General features: G+C 72.0%; 20 protein-coding genes and 1 pseudogene. 18 read left to right on the plus strand and 3 right to left on the minus strand.

Annotation, left to right across the window (positions count from 1 at the left end):
- Nucleotide 1 precedes the first annotated feature (1 nt).
- From lysA to OG500_RS24415, 13 genes are all read left to right on the plus strand, one after another.
- Nucleotides 2–1396 carry a diaminopimelate decarboxylase gene (lysA, locus tag OG500_RS24355; protein WP_327068946.1) on the plus strand — a complete coding sequence of 465 codons (1395 nt, stop codon included), beginning with the start codon at nt 2–4 and terminating at the stop codon, nt 1394–1396.
- A gap of 126 nt (nt 1397–1522) precedes the next feature.
- On the plus strand, nt 1523–2815 hold the full coding sequence (locus OG500_RS24360; protein WP_327068947.1) for a homoserine dehydrogenase: 1293 nt from the start codon (nt 1523–1525) through the stop codon (nt 2813–2815).
- Nucleotides 2816–2818: 3 nt separating this feature from the next.
- Nucleotides 2819–3910, plus strand: a complete 1092-nt coding sequence (gene thrC, locus OG500_RS24365; RefSeq protein ID WP_327068948.1) for a threonine synthase — start codon at nt 2819–2821, stop codon at nt 3908–3910.
- Between the two features lie 410 nt (nt 3911–4320).
- Nucleotides 4321–5238, plus strand: coding sequence for a homoserine kinase (gene thrB, locus OG500_RS24370; protein ID WP_327068949.1), 918 nt, complete (start codon nt 4321–4323; stop codon nt 5236–5238).
- 609 nt (nt 5239–5847) lie between these two features.
- Nucleotides 5848–7929, plus strand: coding sequence for a transcription termination factor Rho (gene rho / locus OG500_RS24375; RefSeq protein ID WP_329583406.1), 2082 nt, complete (start codon nt 5848–5850; stop codon nt 7927–7929).
- A gap of 205 nt (nt 7930–8134) precedes the next feature.
- Nucleotides 8135–9274, plus strand: coding sequence for an LCP family protein (locus OG500_RS24380; protein WP_329583409.1), 1140 nt, complete (start codon nt 8135–8137; stop codon nt 9272–9274).
- 179 nt (nt 9275–9453) lie between these two features.
- The gene (rpmE, locus tag OG500_RS24385) at nt 9454–9678 is read left to right on the plus strand and encodes a 50S ribosomal protein L31 (RefSeq protein ID WP_327068952.1); all 225 of its coding nucleotides are present in this window, start codon (nt 9454–9456) and stop codon (nt 9676–9678) included.
- Nucleotides 9679–9813: 135 nt separating this feature from the next.
- Nucleotides 9814–10893, plus strand: a complete 1080-nt coding sequence (prfA, locus tag OG500_RS24390; RefSeq protein WP_329583413.1) for a peptide chain release factor 1 — start codon at nt 9814–9816, stop codon at nt 10891–10893.
- Between the two features lie 23 nt (nt 10894–10916).
- Nucleotides 10917–11783, plus strand: a complete 867-nt coding sequence (prmC, locus tag OG500_RS24395; RefSeq protein ID WP_327068954.1) for a peptide chain release factor N(5)-glutamine methyltransferase — start codon at nt 10917–10919, stop codon at nt 11781–11783.
- 40 nt (nt 11784–11823) lie between these two features.
- Nucleotides 11824–12471 carry an L-threonylcarbamoyladenylate synthase gene (locus OG500_RS24400; RefSeq protein ID WP_327068955.1) on the plus strand — a complete coding sequence of 216 codons (648 nt, stop codon included), beginning with the start codon at nt 11824–11826 and terminating at the stop codon, nt 12469–12471.
- A gap of 56 nt (nt 12472–12527) precedes the next feature.
- Nucleotides 12528–13196: an arsenate reductase/protein-tyrosine-phosphatase family protein gene (locus tag OG500_RS24405; protein WP_329587717.1), complete on the plus strand. Its 669-nt coding sequence runs from the start codon at nt 12528–12530 to the stop codon at nt 13194–13196.
- A 38-nt stretch (nt 13197–13234) separates the two neighbouring features.
- The gene (gene glyA, locus OG500_RS24410) at nt 13235–14533 is read left to right on the plus strand and encodes a serine hydroxymethyltransferase (protein WP_327068956.1); all 1299 of its coding nucleotides are present in this window, start codon (nt 13235–13237) and stop codon (nt 14531–14533) included.
- 132 nt (nt 14534–14665) lie between these two features.
- A complete protein-coding gene (locus OG500_RS24415; RefSeq protein WP_329583418.1) occupies nt 14666–16084 on the plus strand; it encodes an MraY family glycosyltransferase in 1419 nt (472 codons plus the stop codon).
- A 69-nt stretch (nt 16085–16153) separates the two neighbouring features.
- On the opposite strand, the gene OG500_RS24420 is transcribed toward OG500_RS24415, so the two are convergent.
- The 3 genes and pseudogenes from OG500_RS24420 to OG500_RS24430 form a co-directional block, all read right to left on the minus strand.
- Nucleotides 16154–16816, minus strand: coding sequence for a 4'-phosphopantetheinyl transferase family protein (locus OG500_RS24420; protein ID WP_327068958.1), 663 nt, complete (start codon nt 16814–16816; stop codon nt 16154–16156).
- Nucleotides 16813–17700 carry a metallophosphoesterase family protein gene (locus OG500_RS24425; protein WP_329583422.1) on the minus strand — a complete coding sequence of 296 codons (888 nt, stop codon included), beginning with the start codon at nt 17698–17700 and terminating at the stop codon, nt 16813–16815. Before OG500_RS24425 ends, OG500_RS24420 begins: the two co-directional genes overlap by 4 nt.
- A gap of 33 nt (nt 17701–17733) precedes the next feature.
- Nucleotides 17734–18382, minus strand: a pseudogene (locus OG500_RS24430) (NAD-dependent epimerase/dehydratase family protein).
- 371 nt (nt 18383–18753) lie between these two features.
- Here OG500_RS24430 and OG500_RS24435 point away from each other — a divergent pair.
- From OG500_RS24435 to atpE, 5 genes are all read left to right on the plus strand, one after another.
- On the plus strand, nt 18754–19062 hold the full coding sequence (locus OG500_RS24435; protein ID WP_329583425.1) for an acyl carrier protein: 309 nt from the start codon (nt 18754–18756) through the stop codon (nt 19060–19062).
- Nucleotides 19063–19105: 43 nt separating this feature from the next.
- Nucleotides 19106–19375, plus strand: coding sequence for a 3-oxoacyl-[acyl-carrier-protein] synthase III C-terminal domain-containing protein (locus OG500_RS24440; protein WP_329587720.1), 270 nt, complete (start codon nt 19106–19108; stop codon nt 19373–19375).
- A 222-nt stretch (nt 19376–19597) separates the two neighbouring features.
- On the plus strand, nt 19598–20032 hold the full coding sequence (locus OG500_RS24445; protein WP_329583428.1) for a hypothetical protein: 435 nt from the start codon (nt 19598–19600) through the stop codon (nt 20030–20032).
- 302 nt (nt 20033–20334) lie between these two features.
- Nucleotides 20335–21150, plus strand: coding sequence for a F0F1 ATP synthase subunit A (atpB, locus tag OG500_RS24450; protein ID WP_329583433.1), 816 nt, complete (start codon nt 20335–20337; stop codon nt 21148–21150).
- Between the two features lie 86 nt (nt 21151–21236).
- Nucleotides 21237–21467: an ATP synthase F0 subunit C gene (gene atpE / locus OG500_RS24455; RefSeq protein WP_329583436.1), complete on the plus strand. Its 231-nt coding sequence runs from the start codon at nt 21237–21239 to the stop codon at nt 21465–21467.
- Nucleotides 21468–21491 lie beyond the last annotated feature (24 nt).

Here is a 21491-nt window from a genome sequence, read left to right on the forward strand (position 1 = left end):
GATGAGCCGCTCCGCGCACCCCGCAGGCCCCCGTCACGGCGATGTGCTGCCGGAGGGGCACCACCCGGCCCCGCCGAGCGACCTGAACGCGCTGGACCCCAAGGTCTGGTCGCGCACGGTGGCCCGCGGCGCCGACGGGGTGGTCACCGTGGGCGGGGTCGCGGTGACGGAGCTCGCGGCCGAGTTCGGCACGCCGGCCTACGTGCTGGACGAGGCGGACTTCCGGGCCCGGGCCCGGGCCTGGCGGGAGGCCTTCGGGGCCGGGGCCGACGTCTACTACGCGGGCAAGGCCTTCCTCTCCAAGGCCGTGGTCCGCTGGCTGCACGAGGAGGGGCTCAGCCTCGACGTGTGCAGCCCGGGCGAGCTGGCCGTGGCGCTGGCCGCCGGCATGCCGGCGGCCCGGATCGCGCTGCACGGCAACAACAAGTCGGTGCACGAGCTGGAGCAGGCCGTGAAGGCGGGGGTCGGCCACATCGTGGTCGACTCCACCCAGGAGATCGACCGGCTGGCCGCCATCGCCGCAGGACAGGGCGTGCGGCAGCCGGTGCTGATCCGGGTGACGGTGGGCGTCGAGGCGCACACCCACGAGTTCATCGCCACCGCGCACGAGGACCAGAAGTTCGGCTTCTCGCTGGCCCAGGGCGCGGCGGCGGACGCGGTCGCCCGGGTGCTCGGGCACCACGAGGCGCTGGAGCTGCGCGGTCTGCACTCGCACATCGGTTCGCAGATCTTCGACACCGCCGGTTTCGAGGTGGCCGCCCGCCGGGTGGTGGGCCTGCTGGCGCGGATCCGCGACGAGCACGGCGTGGAGCTGCCCGAGATCGACCTCGGCGGCGGCCTGGGCATCGCCTACACCAGTGAGGACGACCCCCGCGAGCCCGCCGAGATCGCCGCCGCGCTGGCCGAAATCGTGCGCCGCGAGTGCGCCGCGCAGCGGCTGCGGGCACCGCGGCTGAGCGTCGAGCCGGGCCGCGCGATCGTCGGGCCGACGGCCTTCACGCTCTACCGGGTCGGCACCGTCAAGCCGCTGGCGGGCCTGCGCACCTACGTCAGCGTGGACGGCGGGATGTCCGACAACATCCGCACCGCGCTCTACGACGCGGCCTACTCGGTGGCCCTGGTCTCGCGCCGCAGCCAGGCCGAGCCGATGCTGGTCCGGGTGGTCGGCAAGCACTGCGAGTCCGGGGACATCGTGGTCAAGGACGCCTTCCTGCCGGGCGATCTGACGCCGGGTGACCTGATCGCGGTGCCCGCCACCGGCGCGTACTGCCGTTCGATGGCGAGCAACTACAACCACGCGCTGCGACCGCCGGTGCTGGCGGTGGCCGACGGCGCGGCCCGGGTGATCGTGCGGCGCGAGACGGAGGAGGATCTCCTGCGTCTCGATGTCGGATGACGGAAATCGCGTCTCGAATCCTGAGACGTCCGTAGATCTTTCCGAATCGTCCCCGAGACTGGAACCAGCCAATGTCCGGCGGCTTGCCGAAATGCCGCCGGAAACGAGAAGGATGAGCGGAGTCGGATGATGCGTACGCGGCCGCTGAAGGTGGCGTTGCTGGGCTGTGGTGTGGTGGGCTCCGAGGTGGCGCGCATCATGACGACAGACGCCGCCGACCTCGCCGCGCGCATCGGCGCGCCGGTCGAGCTCGCCGGCATCGCGGTCCGGCGGGCCGGGCGGGTGCGCCCGGGCGTCCCGGAGCACCTGATCACCACCGACGCCGAGGCGCTGGTCGCACGGGGCGACATCGACGTGGTGATCGAGGTCGTCGGCGGCATCGAGCCGTCGAAGAACCTGATCCTCACCGCCTTCGAGCAGGGTGCCTCGGTGGTCAGCGCCAACAAGGCGCTGCTCGCCAAGGACGGTGCCGAGCTGCACGCGGCCGCCGCCGAGGCCGGGGTCGACCTCTACTACGAGGCCGCGGTGGCCGGCGCGATCCCGCTGATCCGCCCGCTGCGCGAGTCGCTGGCCGGGGACCGGGTCAACCGGGTGCTGGGCATCGTCAACGGCACCACCAATTTCATCCTCGACAAGATGGACACCACCGGCGCCGGCTACTCGGAGGCGCTGGAGGAGGCCACCGCGCTCGGCTACGCCGAGGCCGACCCGACGGCCGACGTCGAGGGCTTCGACGCCGCCGCCAAGGCCGCGATCCTGGCCGGCATCGCCTTCCACACCAAGGTCACCGCCGCCGACGTCTACCGCGAGGGCCTGACCGAGGTGACCGCCGCCGACATCGCCAGCGCCAAGGCGATGGGCTGCGTGGTCAAGCTGCTGGCGATCTGCGAGCGGGCCGCCGACGGCGCCTCGGTCACCGCCCGGGTGCACCCCGCGATGATCCCGCTCAGCCACCCGCTGGCCTCGGTCCGCGAGGCCTACAACGCGGTCTTCGTGGAGGCCGAGGCGGCCGGGCGGCTGATGTTCTACGGTCCGGGCGCCGGCGGTGCGCCGACCGCCTCCGCGGTCCTCGGCGACCTGGTCGCGGTCTGCCGCAACAAGCTCAGCGGTGCCACCGGGCCCGGCGACTCGGTCTACACCCGGTTGCCGGCCAAGCCGATGGACCAGGTCGTCACCCGCTACCACGTCAGCCTGGACGTGGACGACCGCGCGGGCGTGCTGGCCCAGGTGGCCTCGGTCTTCGCCGAGCACGGGGTGTCCATCGACACCGTGCGCCAGCAGGGCCGCGACGGCGACGCCTCGCTCGTCGTGGTCACCCACCGCGCCACCGACGCCGCCCTGTCGGCGACCGTGGACAAGCTCCGCGCGCTGGACAGCGTGCGGGACGTGGCCAGCATCATGCGGGTTGAAGGGGAATAGCCAATGAACGCCGTGATCGACCAGGTCGGTGGCCGTACCCACCAGTGGCGGGGGATCATCGAGGAGTACCGCGACCGCCTGCCGGTCAGCGCCAGCACGCCGGTGGTCACCCTGCTGGAGGGCGGCACGCCGCTGGTCCCCGCCCAGGTGCTCTCCGAGCGCACCGGCTGCGACGTCTACCTGAAGGTCGAGGGCGCCAACCCGACCGGCTCCTTCAAGGACCGTGGCATGACCATGGCCATCTCCAAGGCCAAGGAGGACGGCGCCCAGGCCGTCATCTGCGCCTCCACCGGCAACACCTCGGCCTCCGCCGCCGCCTACGCGGTGCGCGCGGGCATGGTCTGCGCGGTGCTGGTCCCGCAGGGCAAGATCGCGCTGGGCAAGATGGGCCAGGCCCTGGTGCACGGCTCGAAGATCCTCCAGGTGGACGGGAACTTCGACGACTGCCTCACCCTCGCGCGTGAACTGTCCGAGAACTACCCGGTCGCGCTGGTGAACTCGGTGAACCCGGTGCGCATCGAGGGCCAGAAGACGGCCGCCTTCGAGATCGTCGACATGCTCGGCGACGCTCCCGACCTGCACGTGCTGCCGGTCGGCAACGCGGGCAACATCACTGCCTACTGGCGTGGTTACCGCGAGTACGCGAAGGACGGCATGGCCACCCGCACCCCCCGGATGTGGGGCTTCCAGGCGGCCGGTTCGGCCCCGATCGTGGACGGCGCCCCGGTGCTCAAGCCGCAGACCATCGCCACCGCGATCCGGATCGGCAACCCGGCCTCCTGGGCCATGGCCGAGGCCGCCCGGGACGAGTCGGGCGGCCTCATCGACAAGGTGACCGACCGTCAGATCCTCGCCGCCTATCGTCTGTTGGCCGCGACCGAGGGCGTCTTCGTCGAGCCCTCCTCGGCCGCCAGCGTGGCCGGCCTGCTGGCCAAGGCGGAGGCCGGCCTGGTCGACCCGGGTCAGCGGATCGTCTGCACGGTGACCGGCAACGGTCTCAAGGACCCGGACTGGGCGGTGGCCGGTGCGCCGCAGCCGCACGTGGTCCCGGTGAGCGCCGAGGCCGCCGCCCAGCGCCTGGGCCTGCTGGACTGACGCACCGTCGACAGCGCCCGGCGCCGGCCGGGCCGCTGTCGAGGAGGTCCCACCGGCCGGGCCGGCCGCCGTGGCCGGCCCGGCCGGAATCTGACGAGAAGCGGGCGGGAATCGATAGCAGGGTGCCGATTCGTAACGGCCGGGGTGTCGCTTTCGTTGTTCTTTGCGATGTCAATTCCAGCCGGATTCCGGCCATAACCTGCAACACGGCAGATCGAGAGGGAGCGGGGTGTACCGCTGTGGAACCTCTCTTCGATACTCTGAACCTGGCGGTGTGGCACATGCCAAGGGCTCAGCCGTTGCCCCGAACGGGCAGGACCTGACCCTCGCTGCGCACTGACACCCCCGCCGCCGTACCACCGCCGGCCCCCCACGACGGGCCTGCCTCACTCCCCAGGAGAGTCCACCGCATGGCCGGTCCCGCGTTCCGTGCCGCCGCCGTCCGGGTCCGAGTCCCCGCGACCAGCGCCAACCTGGGTCCGGGGTTCGACGCCTTCGGGCTCGCGCTGGGCCTGTACGACGACATCGTGGTGCGGGTCGCCGACTCGGGGCTGAGCGTCGACATCGCGGGCGAGGGCGCGGGCGAACTGGCCCGCGACGAGCGCCACCTGGTGGTCCGCGCGATGCGTGCCGCCTTCGACCGGCTCGGCGGACAGCCGCGCGGCCTCGAAGTGGTCTGCGCCAACCGCATACCGCACGGCCGCGGCCTCGGCTCCTCCTCGGCCGCGATCTGCGCGGGCATCGTCGCCGCCCGCGCGGTCACCATCGGCGGTCCCGCCGCCCTGGACGACGCCGCGATGCTGGCCCTCGCCTCCGAGCTGGAGGGCCACCCGGACAACGTCGCCGCCTGCCTGGCCGGCGGGTTCACCATCGCCTGGACCGACGAGGACGGGGCCAGGGCGGTCCGTCTGGACCCCGCCGCCGAGGTGGTCCCCGTGGTCTTCGTCCCGAGTACCGAGGTGCTCACCGAGACCGCCCGCGGCCTGCTGCCGAAGACCGTCCCGCTGGCCGACGCCGCGGCCAACGCCGGCCGCTCCGCCCTGCTCGTGGAGGCGCTGACCAGGCGCCCCGAGCTGCTGCTGCCGGCCACCGAGGACCGGCTGCACCAGGACTACCGCGCCGCCGCGATGCCGGACAGCGCCGCCCTGGTGGCCGCCCTGCGCTCGGAGGGGGTGCCGGCGACGATCTCCGGCGCGGGCCCCACCGTGCTCGCGCTGTCCGACGAGGCCGGCGCGGAGAAGCTGCTCTCGTTCGCCGGTGAGTCGTTCGCCGCCCATCGGCTGCGCCTCGACCGTGACGGGGCGGGCGTCCTGCCGTTGGACGGATGACGTCCGAGCTGCGCGGCCGGCGCGGTGGGCGTCCGCACGGCCGTGCGCCCAATCGGGCAGCGTGGTCGGCCGGCGGGACGGACACGATTGGCAAGCACAAGGCTGGGGAATGTGTGAGGGGGTCGGTAGTGTTAACCTCAATGCTGCATCAGGCGCCCCGCGGGGCACGGTGCACCGCGTCCCCCACCTCTGAGCCCGCTCGTGCGGGGTCACGGCGTTGTCGGGGACCACGATTCTCCGGGAGCCCGCCACAGCGCGTACGCAGCCTGCCTGCGCGACTGAGGCCGCATTCCGAAGCCGTGTCGGATCCTGACCCCCAACCGCCTGGGCCGGCCTCCAGCTGACCCCGGACGATCGGGAGCGCGGGAGACCGCCACGCGACGGGGCCCCGGGTTTCGCCGGCAGCGCGGTCGGCATGAGTACCGTCCGCCACGCCTTTTCGCACCACCGTGCCTCGTGCACCGCACTTCGCACCTCCTCCCCCCAGCCGGCACCGTGCCGCGTGGAGGGAATACCGCATCGGACTTGCGCACAGCAGAGTGCAGGTCAGACAGCACAACCGGTCGCCGAGCCAGACAGGCCGACGTCCGCTCCAGGGAAGGACCCTTAGTGAGCGACACCACCGATCTGATGGGCGCGCGCCCGGACGCCGACGCGACGGACACGTCCGCCGCCCCCGCGGCGCCGGCCAAGCGCCGCCGCACCGTTGCCGCAGGCCTTGACGGTCTGGTCCTGGCCGAGCTGCAGAAGCTCGCCTCGACGCTCGGCATCAGCGGGACGGGCCGGATGCGCAAGAGCCAGCTCATCGAGGCCATCAAGGAGAAGAGCGGCGGCGACCCGCTGCTCGCCTCCGCCGGCGCGAGCGCGCCGGCCAAGGCCGCCGCCAAGGAGGCCGCGCCCGCCGCCGAGAAGCCCGCCCGCCGTACCCGGGCCGCCGCCCAGGCCGCGGCCCCGGCCGCCGCCGAGGCGCCGACCCAGATCGAGATCCCGGGCCAGGCCGCCCCCGAGGCCGCCGCTCCGGCGCGGGCCGAGCGCGGCCGCCGCCGGGCCACCTCCGCCGCCGGTGCCCCCGGCGCCGTCGAGGCCCCCGCCGCCGCGGTCTCCACCGTGGTGGGCACCGAGGCCCCCGCCGAGCCGGCCGCCGCCGAGCCCAAGGGCGAGGCCCGTGCCGAGCAGACCCGCACCGCCGAGGGCCAGGGCGAGGCGCGCGAGGGCCGCCGGGAGCGCCGTGACCGCCGCGACCGCGGTGAGCGCGGCGAGCAGCGCGTCGAGACGGCCGAGGGCGACGGTGGCGAGGGCCGCGAGTCGCGTCGCGACCGCCGCAACCGCCGCGACCGGGCGGACCGCCCCGAGCGCTCCGACCGCCAGCAGGGCGCCCAGCCGGCCGCCCAGCAGCCGGCCGCCCAGCCCGCCGCCGCCCAGCAGGGCGGCTACGACGACGACGAGTTCGGCGACGGGCGCCGCGGCCGTCGCGGGCGCTACCGCGACCGCAACCGCCGGGGCAGCCGCCGCGACGGCTTCGAGGGCGGCGTGGCCGAGCCGCAGGTGGGCGACGACGATGTGCTGATCCCGGTCGCGGGCATCCTGGACATCCTCGACAACTACGCCTTCGTGCGGACCTCCGGCTACCTGCCGGGCCAGAACGACGTCTACGTCTCGCTCGCCCAGGTCCGCAAGAACGGCCTGCGCAAGGGTGACGCGATCACCGGCGCGGTGCGCCAGCCGCGCGACGGCGAGCGCCGCGAGAAGTTCAACGCCATGGTGCGGCTGGACTCGGTCAACGGCATGGATCCGGAGAGCGGCCGCAACCGCCCCGAGTTCGGCAAGCTCACCCCGCTCTACCCGCAGGAGCGGCTGCGCCTGGAGACCGACCCGGGCGTGCTGACCACCCGGATCATCGACCTGGTGTCGCCGATCGGCAAGGGCCAGCGCGGTCTGATCGTCGCCCCGCCGAAGACCGGCAAGACGATGATCATGCAGGCGATCGCCAACGCGATCACCCGCAACAACCCCGAGTGCCACCTGATGGTCGTCCTGGTCGACGAGCGTCCGGAAGAGGTCACCGACATGCAGCGCTCGGTCAAGGGCGAGGTCATCTCCTCGACCTTCGACCGTCCGGCCGAGGACCACACCGTGGTCGCCGAGCTGGCCATCGAGCGCGCCAAGCGCCTGGTGGAGCTGGGCCACGACGTGGTGATCCTGCTCGACTCGATCACCCGCCTGGGCCGTGCCTACAACCTGGCGGCGCCGGCCTCCGGCCGCATCCTGTCCGGTGGTGTCGACTCGACCGCGCTCTACCCGCCGAAGAAGTTCTTCGGCGCCGCGCGCAACATCGAGAACGGCGGCTCGCTGACCATCCTCGCCACCGCGCTGGTGGAGACCGGCTCGCGGGCCGACGAGGTGGTCTTCGAGGAGTTCAAGGGCACCGGCAACATGGAGCTGCGCCTGGACCGCAAGCTCGCCGACAAGCGGATCTTCCCCGCGGTGGACGTGGACGCGTCCAGCACCCGCAAGGAGGAGATCCTGCTCGGCAGCGAGGAGCTGGCGATCACCTGGAAGCTGCGTCGGGTGCTGCACGCGCTCGACTCGCAGCAGGCGATCGAGCTGCTGCTGGACAAGATGAAGCAGACCAAGTCCAACGCCGAGTTCCTGATGCAGATCGCCAAGACCACCCCCGGTTCGGGCGACTGACCTCGCATCAGCAGCACGGCCGTCCTCGGCGGCCGTGCTCCAACGCCGCCGGCGGCCACGGATTCCCCGTGGCCGCCGGCGGCGTTCTGCGTGTCGTCGCAAGGTTGGGGCAGGGCTGTTGCGCAGAACGGACATATGGCACCAAAAGGTCGCTTATCCTCAGAGGAATGGCCGGATCGGCCGACCGACGTGAGGACCAGGACCGATGGCCGACGAGCAGCAGGGCGACGCCCCGGACGGGGGCCGCGGGGCGCGCCCCCGCAAGGTGCGCAGCCGCAGGGCGAAGGTGCTGCGGGCGGTGGCACTGACCGTGGCGGGGCTGCTGCTGGCCGGGGCCGGCGTGGCCGGGTACGCGTACTGGAAGTGGAACTCGAACATCAGAAGCGTCGACATCGACTCCCAACTCGGCAGCGCCCGCCCCTCGGCGCCCGGCAACGGCTCCTTCAACGTGCTGGTGCTCGGCTCCGACTCGCGCAGCGGCGCCAACGGCGCACTGGCGGGCGGCGCCACCGACGGCACCGCCCGCTCGGACACCGCGATGGTGGTGCACGTCGACCAGAGCCACTCGGCCGCCACCGTGGTCTCCATCCCGCGTGACACGCTGGTGAACCGCCCCGCCTGCACCGCCCCGAGCGGCGCCGCAGTGCCGGCCGCCGCCGGCGCGATGTACAACAGCGCCTTCGAGGTCGGCGGTGCGGCCTGCGCGGTGAAGACCACCGAGCAGCTGACCGGCCTGCGGATGAACCACTACGTCGAGATCGACTTCGCCGGCTTCGCGGCCTTCGTCAACGCGATCGGCGGCGCCACGGTGACCACCACGGTGGACATTCACGACCAGGACAGCGGCCTGAACCTCAAGGCCGGCACCACCCACCTCGACGGGGACCAGGCACTGGCCTTCGTGCGCACCCGGCACGGCGTGGGGGACGGCAGCGACCTGGGCCGGATCGAGCTGCAGAAGCAGATGGTGAAGTCGATCATCTCCCAGGTCGACTCGATCGGTCTGCTCACCAACCCGGTCAAGCTCTACTCGGTGGGCGACACCCTGACCAAGGCGATCACCACCGACTCCCAGCTCGCCTCGGTGAGCGCGCTGACCGGCCTCGGCGAGGAGCTCAAGGGGATCGGCACCGACCACCTGACCATGGTCACCCTGCCGGTGGTCACCGCGCCGAGCGATCCCAACCGGGTGGTGGCCCAGCAGCCGCAGGCCGGTCAGGTGTGGAGCGCGCTGCGGGCCGACCAGCCGGTGCCGGCGTCCATCGTGAGCAGCCAGCCGGTCAATCCGGCCGACCCCGCGGCGAGCGCCGGCGCCCCCGCCACGGCCGCCGCCACGCACTCCTGAGCACTGCGCGCGGCTCGCGGGGAGCAGCGCGGCGGCTCCGCGGCCGACGGTGGAATATCGGCGGGCCGGAGCCGGTTTGGGAAGAAGCGGTCAGTGCTGGCACACTGGTCCGTCGGTCCCGGTTCACGTGCGACACCATGCCGCCGACCCGGTGCCCTCCCGAATCCTAGGAGAATCCCTTGAAGCCCGACGTTCACCCCACGTACGTGGTCACCTCGGTGACCTGCACCTGTGGCAACGAGTTCACCACCCGTTCCACCGAGGCCTCCGGCGTCATCCGCGCCGAGGTGTGCTCGGCCTGCCACCCGTTCTACACCGGCAAGCAGAAGATCCTCGACACCGGTGGCCGCGTGGCCCGCTTCGAGGCCCGCTTCGGCAAGGGCCTCAGCGGCAACCGGGCCTAGCGCTCAAGCGGCGCCGGTCTCTGGCGTCCCCGTACTCGAACGGGGGCGTCAGGGCCGGCGCCGTTCGCGTCCCCCCGCAGTCCAGCGCGCCACCCACTCCGTCATCTCAGCTTCCGGGAAAGAAGGCCACCCCACATGTTCGAGGCAGTCGAAGAGCTCCTCATCGAGCACGCCGGCCTCGAGGAGCGGCTGGCCGATCCGTCGGTGCACGCGGATCAGGCCAACGCTCGCAAGCTGGCCAAGCGCTACGCCGAGCTCACGCCGATCACCCGCACCTACCGGGCCTGGCGCCAGGCCGGCGAGGACATCGCGGCCGCCCGCGAGTTCGCCGCCGAGGACCCCGACTTCATCGCCGAGGCCAAGGCCGCCGAGCAGCGCCAGAACGAGCTGACCGAGGAGCTGCGGCTGCTGCTGGTGCCGCGCGACCCCAATGACGACAAGGACGTCATCCTGGAGGTCAAGGCGGGCGAGGGCGGCGAGGAGTCCGCGCTGTTCGCCGGCGACCTGCTGCGGATGTACCTGCGCTTCGCCGAGCGGGTGGGCTGGAAGACCGAGATCATCGACTCCAACGAGTCCGACCTCGGCGGCTACAAGGACGTCTCGGTGGCCGTGAAGACCAAGGGGAGCGCCCTCGAGCCCGGCCAGGGCGTCTGGGCCAAGCTGAAGTACGAGGGCGGCGTGCACCGGGTGCAGCGGGTCCCCGCCACCGAGTCGCAGGGCCGCATCCACACCTCGGCGGCGGGCGTGCTGGTCACCCCCGAGGCCGAGGAGGTCGAGGTGGAGGTCAACCAGAACGACCTGCGGATCGACGTCTACCGCTCCTCGGGCCCGGGCGGCCAGTCGGTCAACACCACCGACTCCGCGGTCCGGATCACCCACCTGCCGACCGGTATCGTGGCCTCCTGCCAGAACGAGAAGAGCCAGCTGCAGAACAAGGAGTCGGCGATGCGCATCCTGCGGTCGCGACTGCTGGCCGCGGCGGTCGAGGCGGCCGAGCAGGAGGCTTCCGACGCGCGGCGCAGCCAGGTCCGCACGGTCGACCGCTCGGAGCGGATCCGGACGTACAACTACCCCGAGAACCGCATCTCGGACCACCGCACCGGCTTCAAGGCCTACAACCTGGACCAGGTCCTCGACGGCGACCTGAACGCGCTGATCCAGTCCGCCGTGGACGCCGACGCCGCCGCGAAGCTCGCCGCGGCGCAAGAGCAGTAACCACCGCAGAGGGGTACGTACGGATGAACCTGCTGCTCGCCGAGGTGGCCCAGGCCACCCAGCGGTTGGCCGCGGCCGGCGTGCCGTCGCCGCGCTTCGACGCGGAGGAACTCGCCGCACACATCCACCACGTCAAGCGCAGCCAGCTGCACACCGTGAAGGACGCGGACTTCGACGCCCGGTACTGGGAGGCGGTCTCGCGGCGCGAGGCCCGCGAACCGCTGCAGCACATCACCGGGCGGGCCTTCTTCCGCTACCTGGAGCTGGAGGTCGGCCCCGGTGTCTTCGTGCCGCGCCCGGAGACCGAGACCGTCGTCGAGTGGGCCATAGAGGCCGTGCGCGAGATGGACGTGGCCGAGCCGCTGGTGGTCGACCTGTGCTCCGGCTCGGGCGCCATCGCGCTCGCGCTGGCCCAGGAGCTGCCGCGTTCCATCGTGCACGCCTTCGAGCTGGACGAGGGGGCGCTGAACTACACCCGGCGCAACATCGCCGCCAGTCCCGACCGCGACCGGGTCACCCTGCACGCGGGCGACGCCACCCGGGCCTTCGCCGGGGACAGCTCCTGGGACGGCCGGTTCGACCTGGTGATCAGCAACCCGCCGTACATCCCGCTCACCGAGTGGGAGTACGTGGCGCCCGAGGCCCGCGACCACGACCCGCAGCTCTCGCTCTTCTCCGGCGAGGACGGCCTGGACACCATCCGCGGCATCGAGCGGGTGGCCGCGCGGCTGCTGCGGCCCGGCGGCGCGGTGGTGATCGAGCACGCGGACACCCAGGGCGGCCAGGTGCCCTGGATCTTCAACGAGGAGGGCGGCTGGACGGACACGGCCGACCACCGGGATCTCAACGGGCGGCCGCGTTTCACCACCGCTCGGAAGACGTCGCTGTGACGTCGGATTTCGCTGTGACTTCGAAGAGGGGACTGCTCCGATGAGCCGCCGTTACGACTGTGCCGACGCAGGCGACCGTGCCACCGGGCTGCGCGAGGCCGCCTCGGCGATCCGCCGCGGCGAGCTGGTCGTGGTGCCGACCGACACCGTCTACGGGATCGGCGCGGACGCCTTCAACCCGGAGGCCGTGGCCGCCCTGCTGGCCGCCAAGGGCCGCGGACGCAACATGCCCTCCCCGGTGCTGGTCGGCTCGCCGACCACGCTGCACGGCCTGGTCACCGACTTCTCGGAGCAGGCCTGGGAGCTGGTCGACGCCTTCTGGCCCGGCGGGCTGACCCTGGTCGCCAAGCACCAGCCCTCGCTGCGCTGGGACCTGGGCGAGACCCGCGGCACCGTCGCGGTCCGGATGCCGCTGCACCCGGTCGCCATCGAGCTGCTGAACACCACCGGCCCGCTCGCCGTCTCCAGCGCCAACAAGTCGGGCCAGCCGGCCCCCGGCGACTGCGAGGACGCCGAGTACCAGCTGGGCGACTCGGTGGCGGTCTACCTGAACGGCGGCCGGGCCGAGCACGGCCTGGCCTCCACCATCGTCGACGTCACCGGCAAGGTGCCGGTCCTGCTGCGCGCGGGTGCCGTGAGCATCGAGCAGCTGAGGGAGGTCGTCCCCGACCTGGAGGCCGGCAGTTGACGGCCCAGCTCTACTCCGGGTTCGACCCGATCGAGGCCGGCTGGGCGCCCGGTGGCCTGGCCTCCTACCTGGCCGTCACGCCGCGCCCGGCCGACAGCTTCAAGATCCTCTTCGTCTGCACCGGGAACGTCTGCCGCTCGCCGATCGCCGAGCGGCTGACCCGCCATGAGCTGGACACCCGGCTGCACGAGCGGGCGGCCGGCCGGATCGTGGTGGAGAGCGCCGGCACCTGGGGCCACGAGGGCGCCCCGATGGAGGCGCACGCGGCCACCGTGCTCGGCGAGTACGGCGTGGACAGCGGCAACTTCGCCGGGCGCGAGCTGCTCGACGAGCACGTGGTGGAGGCCGACCTGGTGCTCACCGCGACCCTCGACCACCGCGCGCAGGTGATCTCGATGGGCCACGCGGCGGGCCTGCGCACCTTCACGCTCAAGGAGTTCACCCGCCTGGTGGGCTCGATAGACCCGGCCACGCTGCCCGCGGTGGGTGCCGGCCCCGAGGTCACCGAGCGGGCCCGTGCCCTGGTGCGGGCGGCTGCCGCGCTGCGCGGCTGGCTGCTGGCCGCCAGCCCCGAGGCCGACGAGGTGGACGACCCCTACGGCGCGCCGATCGGCATGTTCCGCAACTGCGGCGAGGAGATATTCCACGCGCTGGACCCGGTGCTCACCGCCCTGACGGGCGTGCCCGCCCCGCGCCATCAGGACGGCGGCCACGCTCGGTCCTAGGCTGGACTCCACCGCCCGAACGGCCCCGGAGCGCCGCCATGACCCTCGCTGATGCCGCGCACGCTGTTCAAGACCCCCACACCGCCGAACCCCTCCGCTGGGAACCGTCCGCGGCGCTGCGCGCGGCCGACCCCGAACTCGCCGACCTGCTGTCGGCCGAGGCCGAGCGCCGGGCCGGCGGGCTGCAGCTGCTGGCGGGGGAGAACCTCGCCACCGAGGCCGTGCTGGCGGCGCTGGCCGGCCCGCTGGTGGACAAGTACGCCGAGGGCTACCCCGGCCGCCGCCATCACACCGGCTGCGCCGTGGCGGACGCCACCGAACTCCTCGCGATCTCCCGGGCCTGCGGCCTGTTCGCCGCCGAGCACGCCAACGTCCAGCCCCGGTCCGGCACTTCGGCGATGCTGGCGGCCTTCGCGGCGCTGCTGCGGCCGGGCGACGGAGTGCTCGCGATGTCGCTGGAGCACGGCGGCCACCTCTCCTGCGGCTCGCGCGCCAACTTCTCCGGCCGCTGGTTCGACGTGATCGGCTACGGGGTGCGCGAGCAGGACGGCCGGATCGACCTGGACCAGGTCCGCGACCTGGCCCGGGTGCACCGGCCCAAGGCGATCATCGCCGGCTCGATCTCCTACCCGCGCCACCTGGACTGGGCGGCCTTCCGGGAGATCGCCGACGAGGTGGACGCCTACCTCGTCGCCTCGGTCGCGCAGATCACCGGCCTGGTGGCGGCGGGCGTGGCGCCCTCCCCGGTGCCCTACGCCGACGTGGTGGTGGCGGCCACCCACAAGCTGCTGCGCGGCCCGCGCGGCGGCCTGCTGCTGTGCACCGCGGAGCTGGCCGACCGGGTGGACCGCGCGGTCTTCCCGTTCACCCAGGGCGGGGCGGCGATGAACGAGGTGGCGGCCAAGGCGGTGGCCTTCGCCCAGGCGACCACCCCGGAGTTCGGCGCGTACATCGGGCGGGCGGTGGACGGCGCGCGCTCCTTGGCCGCGGCACTCGCCGGGGCCGGGGCCCGGCCGCTGACCGGCGGCACCGACACCCACCTGGTCACCGCCGACGTCAGCCCGCTGGGCGTCACCGGTGCGCAGGCGGAGCGCCGCTGCGCGGCGGCCGGGCTGATGCTCGGCAAGGCCGCGGTGCCCTTCGACCCCGTGCCCGCCGCCGAGACCTCCGGGATCCGGCTCGGCACCGGAGCCGCGGCGGCGCTCGGACTGGGCCCGGCCGAGCTCGCCGAGGTCGGAGCGCTGATCGGCGCCCTGCTCAGCGGGGGTGAACCGGCCGCGGCGGCGGCGCGGGTGCGCGAACTGGTCCGGACCGCCGGGGCGAAAGGCCCTCGGTAGAGCGAACCGCGATGCACGCGCCCGTCGTCCGATTCAATAAGGTGTGTACCGTGGCGACGCACCTCGAACCCCTCAGCCGTGCGGGAGTACCTTCCGTACGCACCCAGCCGCGTGTGTGGAAGGAGCCAGTCGGTGCGTGAGTACCTGCTCGTGCTCTTCTGTACGGCGGCGGTGACCTACCTGCTGGTCGGCCCGGTCCGGAAGTTCGCGATCATCGCCGGGGCGATGCCGGCCGTGCGGGCCCGGGACGTGCACCGTGAGCCCACCCCGCGCCTGGGCGGCATCGCGATGTTCGGCGGGCTCTGCGCCGGGCTGCTGGTGGCCTACCACCTGACCAACCTGGGCAAGGTCTTCTCCGACGACCCCTCCGACATCCGGGCCCTGCTGTCCGGCGTCGGCATCATGTGGGTGCTCGGCGTCCTGGACGACAAGTGGGGCGTGGACGCGCTGGTCAAGCTCGGCGGTCAGATGATCGCCGCGGGCGTCATGGTCTACCAGGGCATCACGGTGATCTCGATCCCGGTGCCCGGCGTCGGCCCGGTGGCGCTCAGCCCCACCCTGGGCATGATCATCTCGGTGGCCCTGGTGGTCGTCATGGTCAACGCGGTGAACTTCATCGACGGTCTGGACGGTCTGGCCGGCGGCATGGTCTGCATCGCCGGGATGGCCTTCTTCCTGTACTCCTACCGCCTCTGGTACGGCTACTCGATCAGCGAGGCGGCGCCCGCCGTGCTGTTCAGCGCGCTGCTGATCGGCATGTGCCTGGGCTTCCTGCCGCACAACCTGCACCCGGCCCGGATCTTCATGGGCGACTCCGGCTCGATGATGCTCGGGCTGATGCTGGCGGTGGCCGCGATCTCGGTGACCGGCCGGGTCGACCCCGACCTGATCACCGCGCAGGCCGGTTCGCAGACCGCCACCACCCACATCCTGGTGCCGATCTACATCCCGCTGCTGCTGCCGCTCGCGGTGGTCGCGCTGCCGCTGGCCGACCTGCTCCTTGCCGTGGTCCGGCGCACCTGGGCCGGGCGCTCGCCGTTCGCCGCCGACAAGCAGCACCTGCACCACCGGCTGCTGGAGATCGGCCACTCGCACAGCCGCGCCGTGCTGATCATGTACTTCTGGGCCGCGCTGATCGCCTTCGGCACGGTGGCCTTCTCGGTCACCAACACCGGTCGCACCGTCGTGCTGGCCTGCGCCGGGTTCTGCCTGATCGGGATCGTGGTGCTGCTGCTGCCCTGGTTCCGGCCCAAGGCGCCGGCGGCGGTGCAGGCCATCGTCCCGCCGCGCTACCGGCGCGGCAGCTCCGGCCGGCGCCGCCCGGTCCAGGCCGAGGTGCGCACCGCCCCGGCCCGCGCGGCCGAGGCCCTGGCCGCCGACCCGCAGACCACCGAGCTGCGCACCGTGGAGCTGCGGGCGGCCACCCGGGGGCTGCGCGAGCCCGCCCCCGCCGAGCCGGCCGCGGCCGAGCTCTCCGCGGCCGACCGGGAGATCCTGCGCGGGGGCGGCGCCACCGCGCTCGGTGGCGGCCGCAGCGGCGAGCGGCACTGACCCGGACGTACGGCAGCGGCCCAGGGCCTCTTGGACAAGCCCTGGGCCGCTGCCGTACGTCCGGAGCGGTCAGCTCCGGTGCGGCACCGCGATCGCGGTCAGCGCGATCCCCTCGGCCACCAGCCAGCGGCCGGTGAAACCGGTCAGCGGGCGGTCCTCCACCAGCGGCGGCGGGACCAGCAGCTGCGCGGTGAAGCCGCCCTCGACGTCGAACGAGAGCGAGGCCTCGGAGAAGTCGAGGAACACCTGGGTCAGCGGGAACCAGGCCTTGTAGACGCTCTCCTTGGCGCTGAACAGCAGCCGGTCCCAGGGGACCTCAGGCCGCTGCGCGCCCAGCGTGCGCAGCCGGGTCAGCTCCTCGGGGCGGGCGATCGCCTCCAGCACCCCCTCCGGCAGCGGCTCGGCGGGCTCGGCGTCGATGCCGATGCTGAGCAGTTCCTTCGCGTGGGCCAGCGCGGCAGCCCGGTAGCCCAGGCAGTGGGTCATGCTGCCGACCACGCCGGCCGGCCAGGTCGGCGCGCCCCGCAGGCCCGGCAGGATCGGCGCCACCGGCACCCCGAGCTCGGTCAGCGCCCGGCGGGCACAGAGCCGCACGGCGCGGAACTCGTGCTGGCGGGTGGCCACCGAGGTGCTGATCAGCGCCTCCTCGGCGGGGAAGAGCAGCTCGGTCACCGCGGCGCCGCTGGTGTCGGCGACGGTGACCACCGCGTCGGGCAGGATCCGCTCGATCACGCCGCACCGCCCGTCGGTCCGGCCTGCGCCGCCGTGGCCGCCGGCAGGATCCGCCGCAGCCCGGGGGCACCGGTGGCGCGCCGCTGCCACTCGCGCGGGTAGCCCACCGAGACCTCCTCGAAGCGGACCCCGTCGTACCAGGTGGTCCTGGGTATGTGCAGGTGGCCGTAGACCATGGCCGCGGTGTTGAACCGGGTGTGCCAGTCGGCGGTGGCGGTGGTGCCGCACCAGAGCGCGAACTCCGGGTAGTACAGGACGTCGGTCGGCGTGCGCACCAGCGGGTAGTGGTTGACCAGCACCAGTGGCACCTCGGGGTCGCAGGCCGCCAGCCGCCGCTCGGTCTCGGCCACCCGCGCCCGGCACCAGGCCTCGCGGCTGGGGTAGGGGTCGGGGTGCAGCAGGAACTCGTCGGAGCAGACCACCCCGGCCTCGTGCGCGCGCTCCAGCGCCTGCTCCTGGGTCAGCGTGCCGGCCGGGCGGAAGGTGTAGTCGTACAGCAGGAACAGCGGCGCGATCCGCACCGGGCCGCCCTCGCCGTGCCAGACCGGGTAGGGGTCCTCCGGCGTCACCACGCCCAAGCCACGGCACACCTCCACCAGGCGTTCGTAGCGGGCGACGCCACGCAGCTGCGAGGCGTCGTCGCCGTGCGACCAGAGCTCGTGGTTGCCCGGTGCCCAGATCACCTTGGCGAACCGCTCGGCGAGCAGCCCGAGCGCCCAGGCGATGTCGTCCACGATCTCGCTGACGTCACCGGCCACGAGCAGCCAGTCGTCCGGGCTCTCCGGCTTGAGCGCCTCGACCAGCGAGCGGTTCTCGGCGTAGCTGATGTGCAGATCGCTGATGGCGAGGAGGGAACCGCCTCGCCCATCAGTGGTTCTCGTCACTGCGTACGTACCTTCCGGGAGGAGCGGAGGCGGTCAGGCCTGCGCCTGCCGCCAGGCCTGGTAGGTCGCCGCGATCCCCTCGCCCAGCGGGATGTGCGGCTGCCACCCGAGGGCGGCCGGCCGGCCGGCTGGTGTCCAGCAGCTTGCGGGGCGTGCCGTCCGGCTTGTCGGTGTCCCGGACCAGCTCGCCGGTGAAACCGACCGCATCGGCCACCGTACGCGCCAGTTCATGGATCGTCAGATCGTATCTGCACCCAACGTTGACCGGTGCGTCGCTGTCGTAACGGCGCAGCAGAAGGACGTGCGAGGTCTCCAGGTCGAAGTCGTCGCCCGGGCCGTAGAGGTTGCCGGGCATCGCCACGACGTAGTCGGTGATCGGCTGCGCCGTCACCCGCGGATAGATGCAGCTGGAGCCGAGGAAGAGCAGTCGCCGCACCCCCGCCGCGTGCGCACCGGCGATCACGCTCAGCTGGATGCGCAGGTTGTCCTCGATGAACTGCACCGGGTAGGTGCTGTTCGCCATGATCCCGCCGACCTTGGCGGCGGTCAGTACCACCGCGTCCGGGCGCTCCTTCCGCAGGAAGACGGCGGTGGCGGCCTCGTCGCGCTGGGGGTGGGGGTGTGCCGGGCTCAGAGGGTGTCGGCGATCCACTGCTCGACCGCGTCCGCTTGGTCGCGGCATGACCCTCGACGATGGTGAAGTGGGCGCCGGGGACGGGCACTTCGGCGTGCTTCAGCTGCCACTCGATGTGCAGTCGGCCGGTGGCGACCGGGTCCGGGCCGGCCCCGCGGGGAGCGAGCGGGATCTGGTCCATGGCGCGCGCCAGGAGGGTGGGCGTGTTGATCTCCTCCGGGTGCCGCTCGGGCAGGATGCGGTGGTAACCGCCCATCGCAGTAAGCCTGGTGGCGTTCATCAGATCACCGCCCAGCTTCGCCGACTGCGAAGCCGCACTGCCCCCTTCGTGGACTGGTCGCTGACCGGTGTGCTGCGCGAGGCCGAGGGTGTGCCGACGCTGGCGCGGGTCGACGTCGTCCAGGCTGTCCTCTTCGCCGGTGGCCGCTCGGTTCGCCTTCGGGGCGCTGCGCGACCAGGCCAGGGCGGGCAGCCTGGCGCCGCTCTTCCGCGGTCTGGTCCGCACGCCGTCCCGGCGGGTGGCCGGCACGGTGCAGGCCGGCCCCGCCACCACGCTGCGTGAGCAGCTGGCGGGGGTGCCCGAGGCCGAGCGGGACGCGCTGGTGCTGGAGCTGGTCCGCGGCACGGTGGCGGAGGTGCTCGGCCACGCCTCCGCCGAGGCGGTGCGGCCGGACCGGCCGCTCAAGGAGCTCGGGGTTCGACTCGCTGTCGGCGGTCGAGGTCCGTAACCGGCTCAACACGGTGACCGGGCTCCGACTGCGGGCCACCGTCGTGTTCGACCACTGCAGCTGGGACTTCGGCAGGTCCGTCGGACACATGGGCGGCTCCGACGTCATCGTCTCGCTCAACCACATGCTGGAGAGCGGCGAACTCGCCCCCGGCGACCACGTCTTGCTGACCTCGTCCGGACCGGGCTGGACCTGCACCGCGACGGTGCTCACCATCCTTGCCAAGCCCTCCTGGAGCGGCCGGGCGAGGGATTCCGGCGCTGGACGGGAGCTTCGCCCGTCCAGTCCCCTACGCTTTCACCCACAAGAGTGATGGGTTCGCCCGTTGGTGTGTCTAGCGCCACACTCCCTCAGTAAAGCTCTCATCAAATAGTTTGTGATATCGTTCACGAGGACCAAGGGATGAGCCGAAGCACCTCGTATGGAGGACTTCCCGGCTGACCAGGTCAGCCCTTCGGTCGCTGAGCACACGCACCTCCCGTGCTCATCCCCAACCCCCGTCCACGTTCCCCGACATGCCGCCGGAGTTGCCGACATGCCGTCCGCTGACGCCCCGCTTGTTCGAGGCGCCGCAATTCCCACTGCGGTCGCCGGAGTTGCCGCTGTCGCGGCCGCGACCGCGATCGCGGGTGCGAAAGGCCTGTACGGCGCGCTGTTCGCCGCGCTCCTGGTGTTGGCCTTCTTCAGCTTCGGGCAGATCGCCATCGGTCGCCTGAGCAGGAACAACCCGCAGATGATGCTCCCCGTCGCGATGGTCGTCTACATGACGCAACTCCTCGCCGTGGGCATCGTGCTGGCCCTCTTCAAGGGCACAACTCTGTTCGACACCAAGGTTTTCGGCTTCACCGTGCTCGGCTGCACCGCGGTCTGGACCGCGTTCATGGTGCGGGGCGGCATGAAGGCCAAGATCTTCTACGTGGTGCCGGAGCCCGCCGCCGCAGCGGGGACCTCCACGGAGCGTCAACCGTGAGCGTCACCGTCTCCCTCCCCAGAGGGAGGGGGCTGACGCTTATGCGAAACCAACAGGCTGCTATCGTCCGGGGCAGCCACGGAGTGCGGGAAGCGTCCGGATCGCTCCACCAGCCGGACTGATCACCGTTGACGCCGCACAGCCTCCAGAATCCCTGGGATCGTGCAGGGCTGCGTCTCCACACAGCTCACTGGCGTCTCCAGCCCGCGTAACAAGAAACATTCCAGTGCCGCACCGTGGCTGAATGCCGCGCCGACACACCGAGGTTGCCGTAACTATGTGTCACGACGAAGGAGTCCGTGGTGAGTGCTGACAGGCTCACGCAGCAGCTTGCCTCAGGAGGCTGTCACCTGTTCTCCGGCTGCGGCTTCCCGGCCCCCGGCCTGAACGAGTTCCAGTTCCACCCGATGTTCACCGTGGCGGGCTTCGGCTTCAACAAGCCGATGCTGCTGTCGATCATCTGTGCCCTGCTGGTGATCGGGTTCTTCTGGGCGGCGTTCGCCAAGCCCAAGGTGGTGCCGGGCAAGATGCAGCTGGTTGGCGAGATCGGTCTCGACTTCGTCAAGCGCGCGATCGTCTTCGAGAACATCGGTAAAAAGGGCGAGAAGTACGTCCCGATGATGGTCTCGATCTTCTTCTTCGTCTGGATCATGAACATCATGTCCGTGATCCCGGTGGCGCAGTTCCCGGTCACCGCGGTGATCGGTTGGCCGGCCGGCCTGGCGCTGGTCTGCTGGATCACCTACATGAGCCTGACGTTCAAGAAGCACGGCTTCGTCGGCGGCCTGAGGAACCTCTGCTGGCCGTCGGGTGTCCCCGGCTGGGTCATGTTCATCCTGGTCCCCATCGAGTTCTTCTCGAACATCTTCGTGCGGCCGTTCACGCTCGCCGTCCGGTCCTTCGCCAACATGTTCGCCGGTCACCTGCTGATCACGATGTTCTCGGTCGCGACCTGGTACCTGCTGAGCCCGAGCCTTGGCGCGCTGTACGGGAGCGCCTCGTTCGTGGTGACCCTGGGCCTGACCGCCTTCGAGCTGCTGGTCCAGTTCCTGCAGGCCTACATCTTCGTGACGCTGGCCAGCAGCTACATCGCCGGTGCGCTGGAAGAAGCGCACTGAGCCCCCTCGCAGTACCCCGCCCAACCCCCCCAAACTTCCGGTGGGCACTCACCACCGGATCTCCACCCCGCAAAGGATGAGCTGAGATGTCTGTTCTCGCTGCTGGCGTCACCGGTTCCGTCGCCTCCATCGGCTACGGCCTCGCTGCGATCGGCCCCGGCATCGGTGTTGGTCTGATCTTCGGTAACGGTGTCCAGGCCATGGCCCGTCAGCCCGAGGCCGCCGGCCTGATCCGCTCCAACATGTTCATCGGCTTCGCGCTGACCGAGGCGCTCGCGCTCATCGGCATCGTCATGCCGTTCGTCTTCGGCCGGTAAGTCCGACAGACTCGACGGAAGGTC

The organism is Kitasatospora sp. NBC_01250 (genome assembly GCF_036226465.1).
Lineage (GTDB): Bacteria > Actinomycetota > Actinomycetes > Streptomycetales > Streptomycetaceae > Kitasatospora.

Excerpts from the sequence above, each read along its gene's own strand:
- lysA (WP_327068946.1), top strand. The coding sequence starts at position 2 with ATGAGCCGCTCCGCGCACCCCGCAGGCCCCCGTCACGGCGATGTGCTG.
- OG500_RS24360 (WP_327068947.1), top strand. The coding sequence starts at position 1,523 with ATGATGCGTACGCGGCCGCTGAAGGTGGCGTTGCTGGGCTGTGGTGTG.
- thrC (WP_327068948.1), top strand. The coding sequence starts at position 2,819 with ATGAACGCCGTGATCGACCAGGTCGGTGGCCGTACCCACCAGTGGCGG.
- thrB (WP_327068949.1), top strand. The coding sequence starts at position 4,321 with ATGGCCGGTCCCGCGTTCCGTGCCGCCGCCGTCCGGGTCCGAGTCCCC.
- OG500_RS24380 (WP_329583409.1), top strand. The coding sequence starts at position 8,135 with ATGGCCGACGAGCAGCAGGGCGACGCCCCGGACGGGGGCCGCGGGGCG.
- prfA (WP_329583413.1), top strand. The coding sequence starts at position 9,814 with ATGTTCGAGGCAGTCGAAGAGCTCCTCATCGAGCACGCCGGCCTCGAG.
- prmC (WP_327068954.1), top strand. The coding sequence starts at position 10,917 with ATGAACCTGCTGCTCGCCGAGGTGGCCCAGGCCACCCAGCGGTTGGCC.
- OG500_RS24400 (WP_327068955.1), top strand. The coding sequence starts at position 11,824 with ATGAGCCGCCGTTACGACTGTGCCGACGCAGGCGACCGTGCCACCGGG.
- glyA (WP_327068956.1), top strand. The coding sequence starts at position 13,235 with ATGACCCTCGCTGATGCCGCGCACGCTGTTCAAGACCCCCACACCGCC.
- OG500_RS24445 (WP_329583428.1), top strand. The coding sequence starts at position 19,598 with ATGCCGTCCGCTGACGCCCCGCTTGTTCGAGGCGCCGCAATTCCCACT.
- atpE (WP_329583436.1), top strand. The coding sequence starts at position 21,237 with ATGTCTGTTCTCGCTGCTGGCGTCACCGGTTCCGTCGCCTCCATCGGC.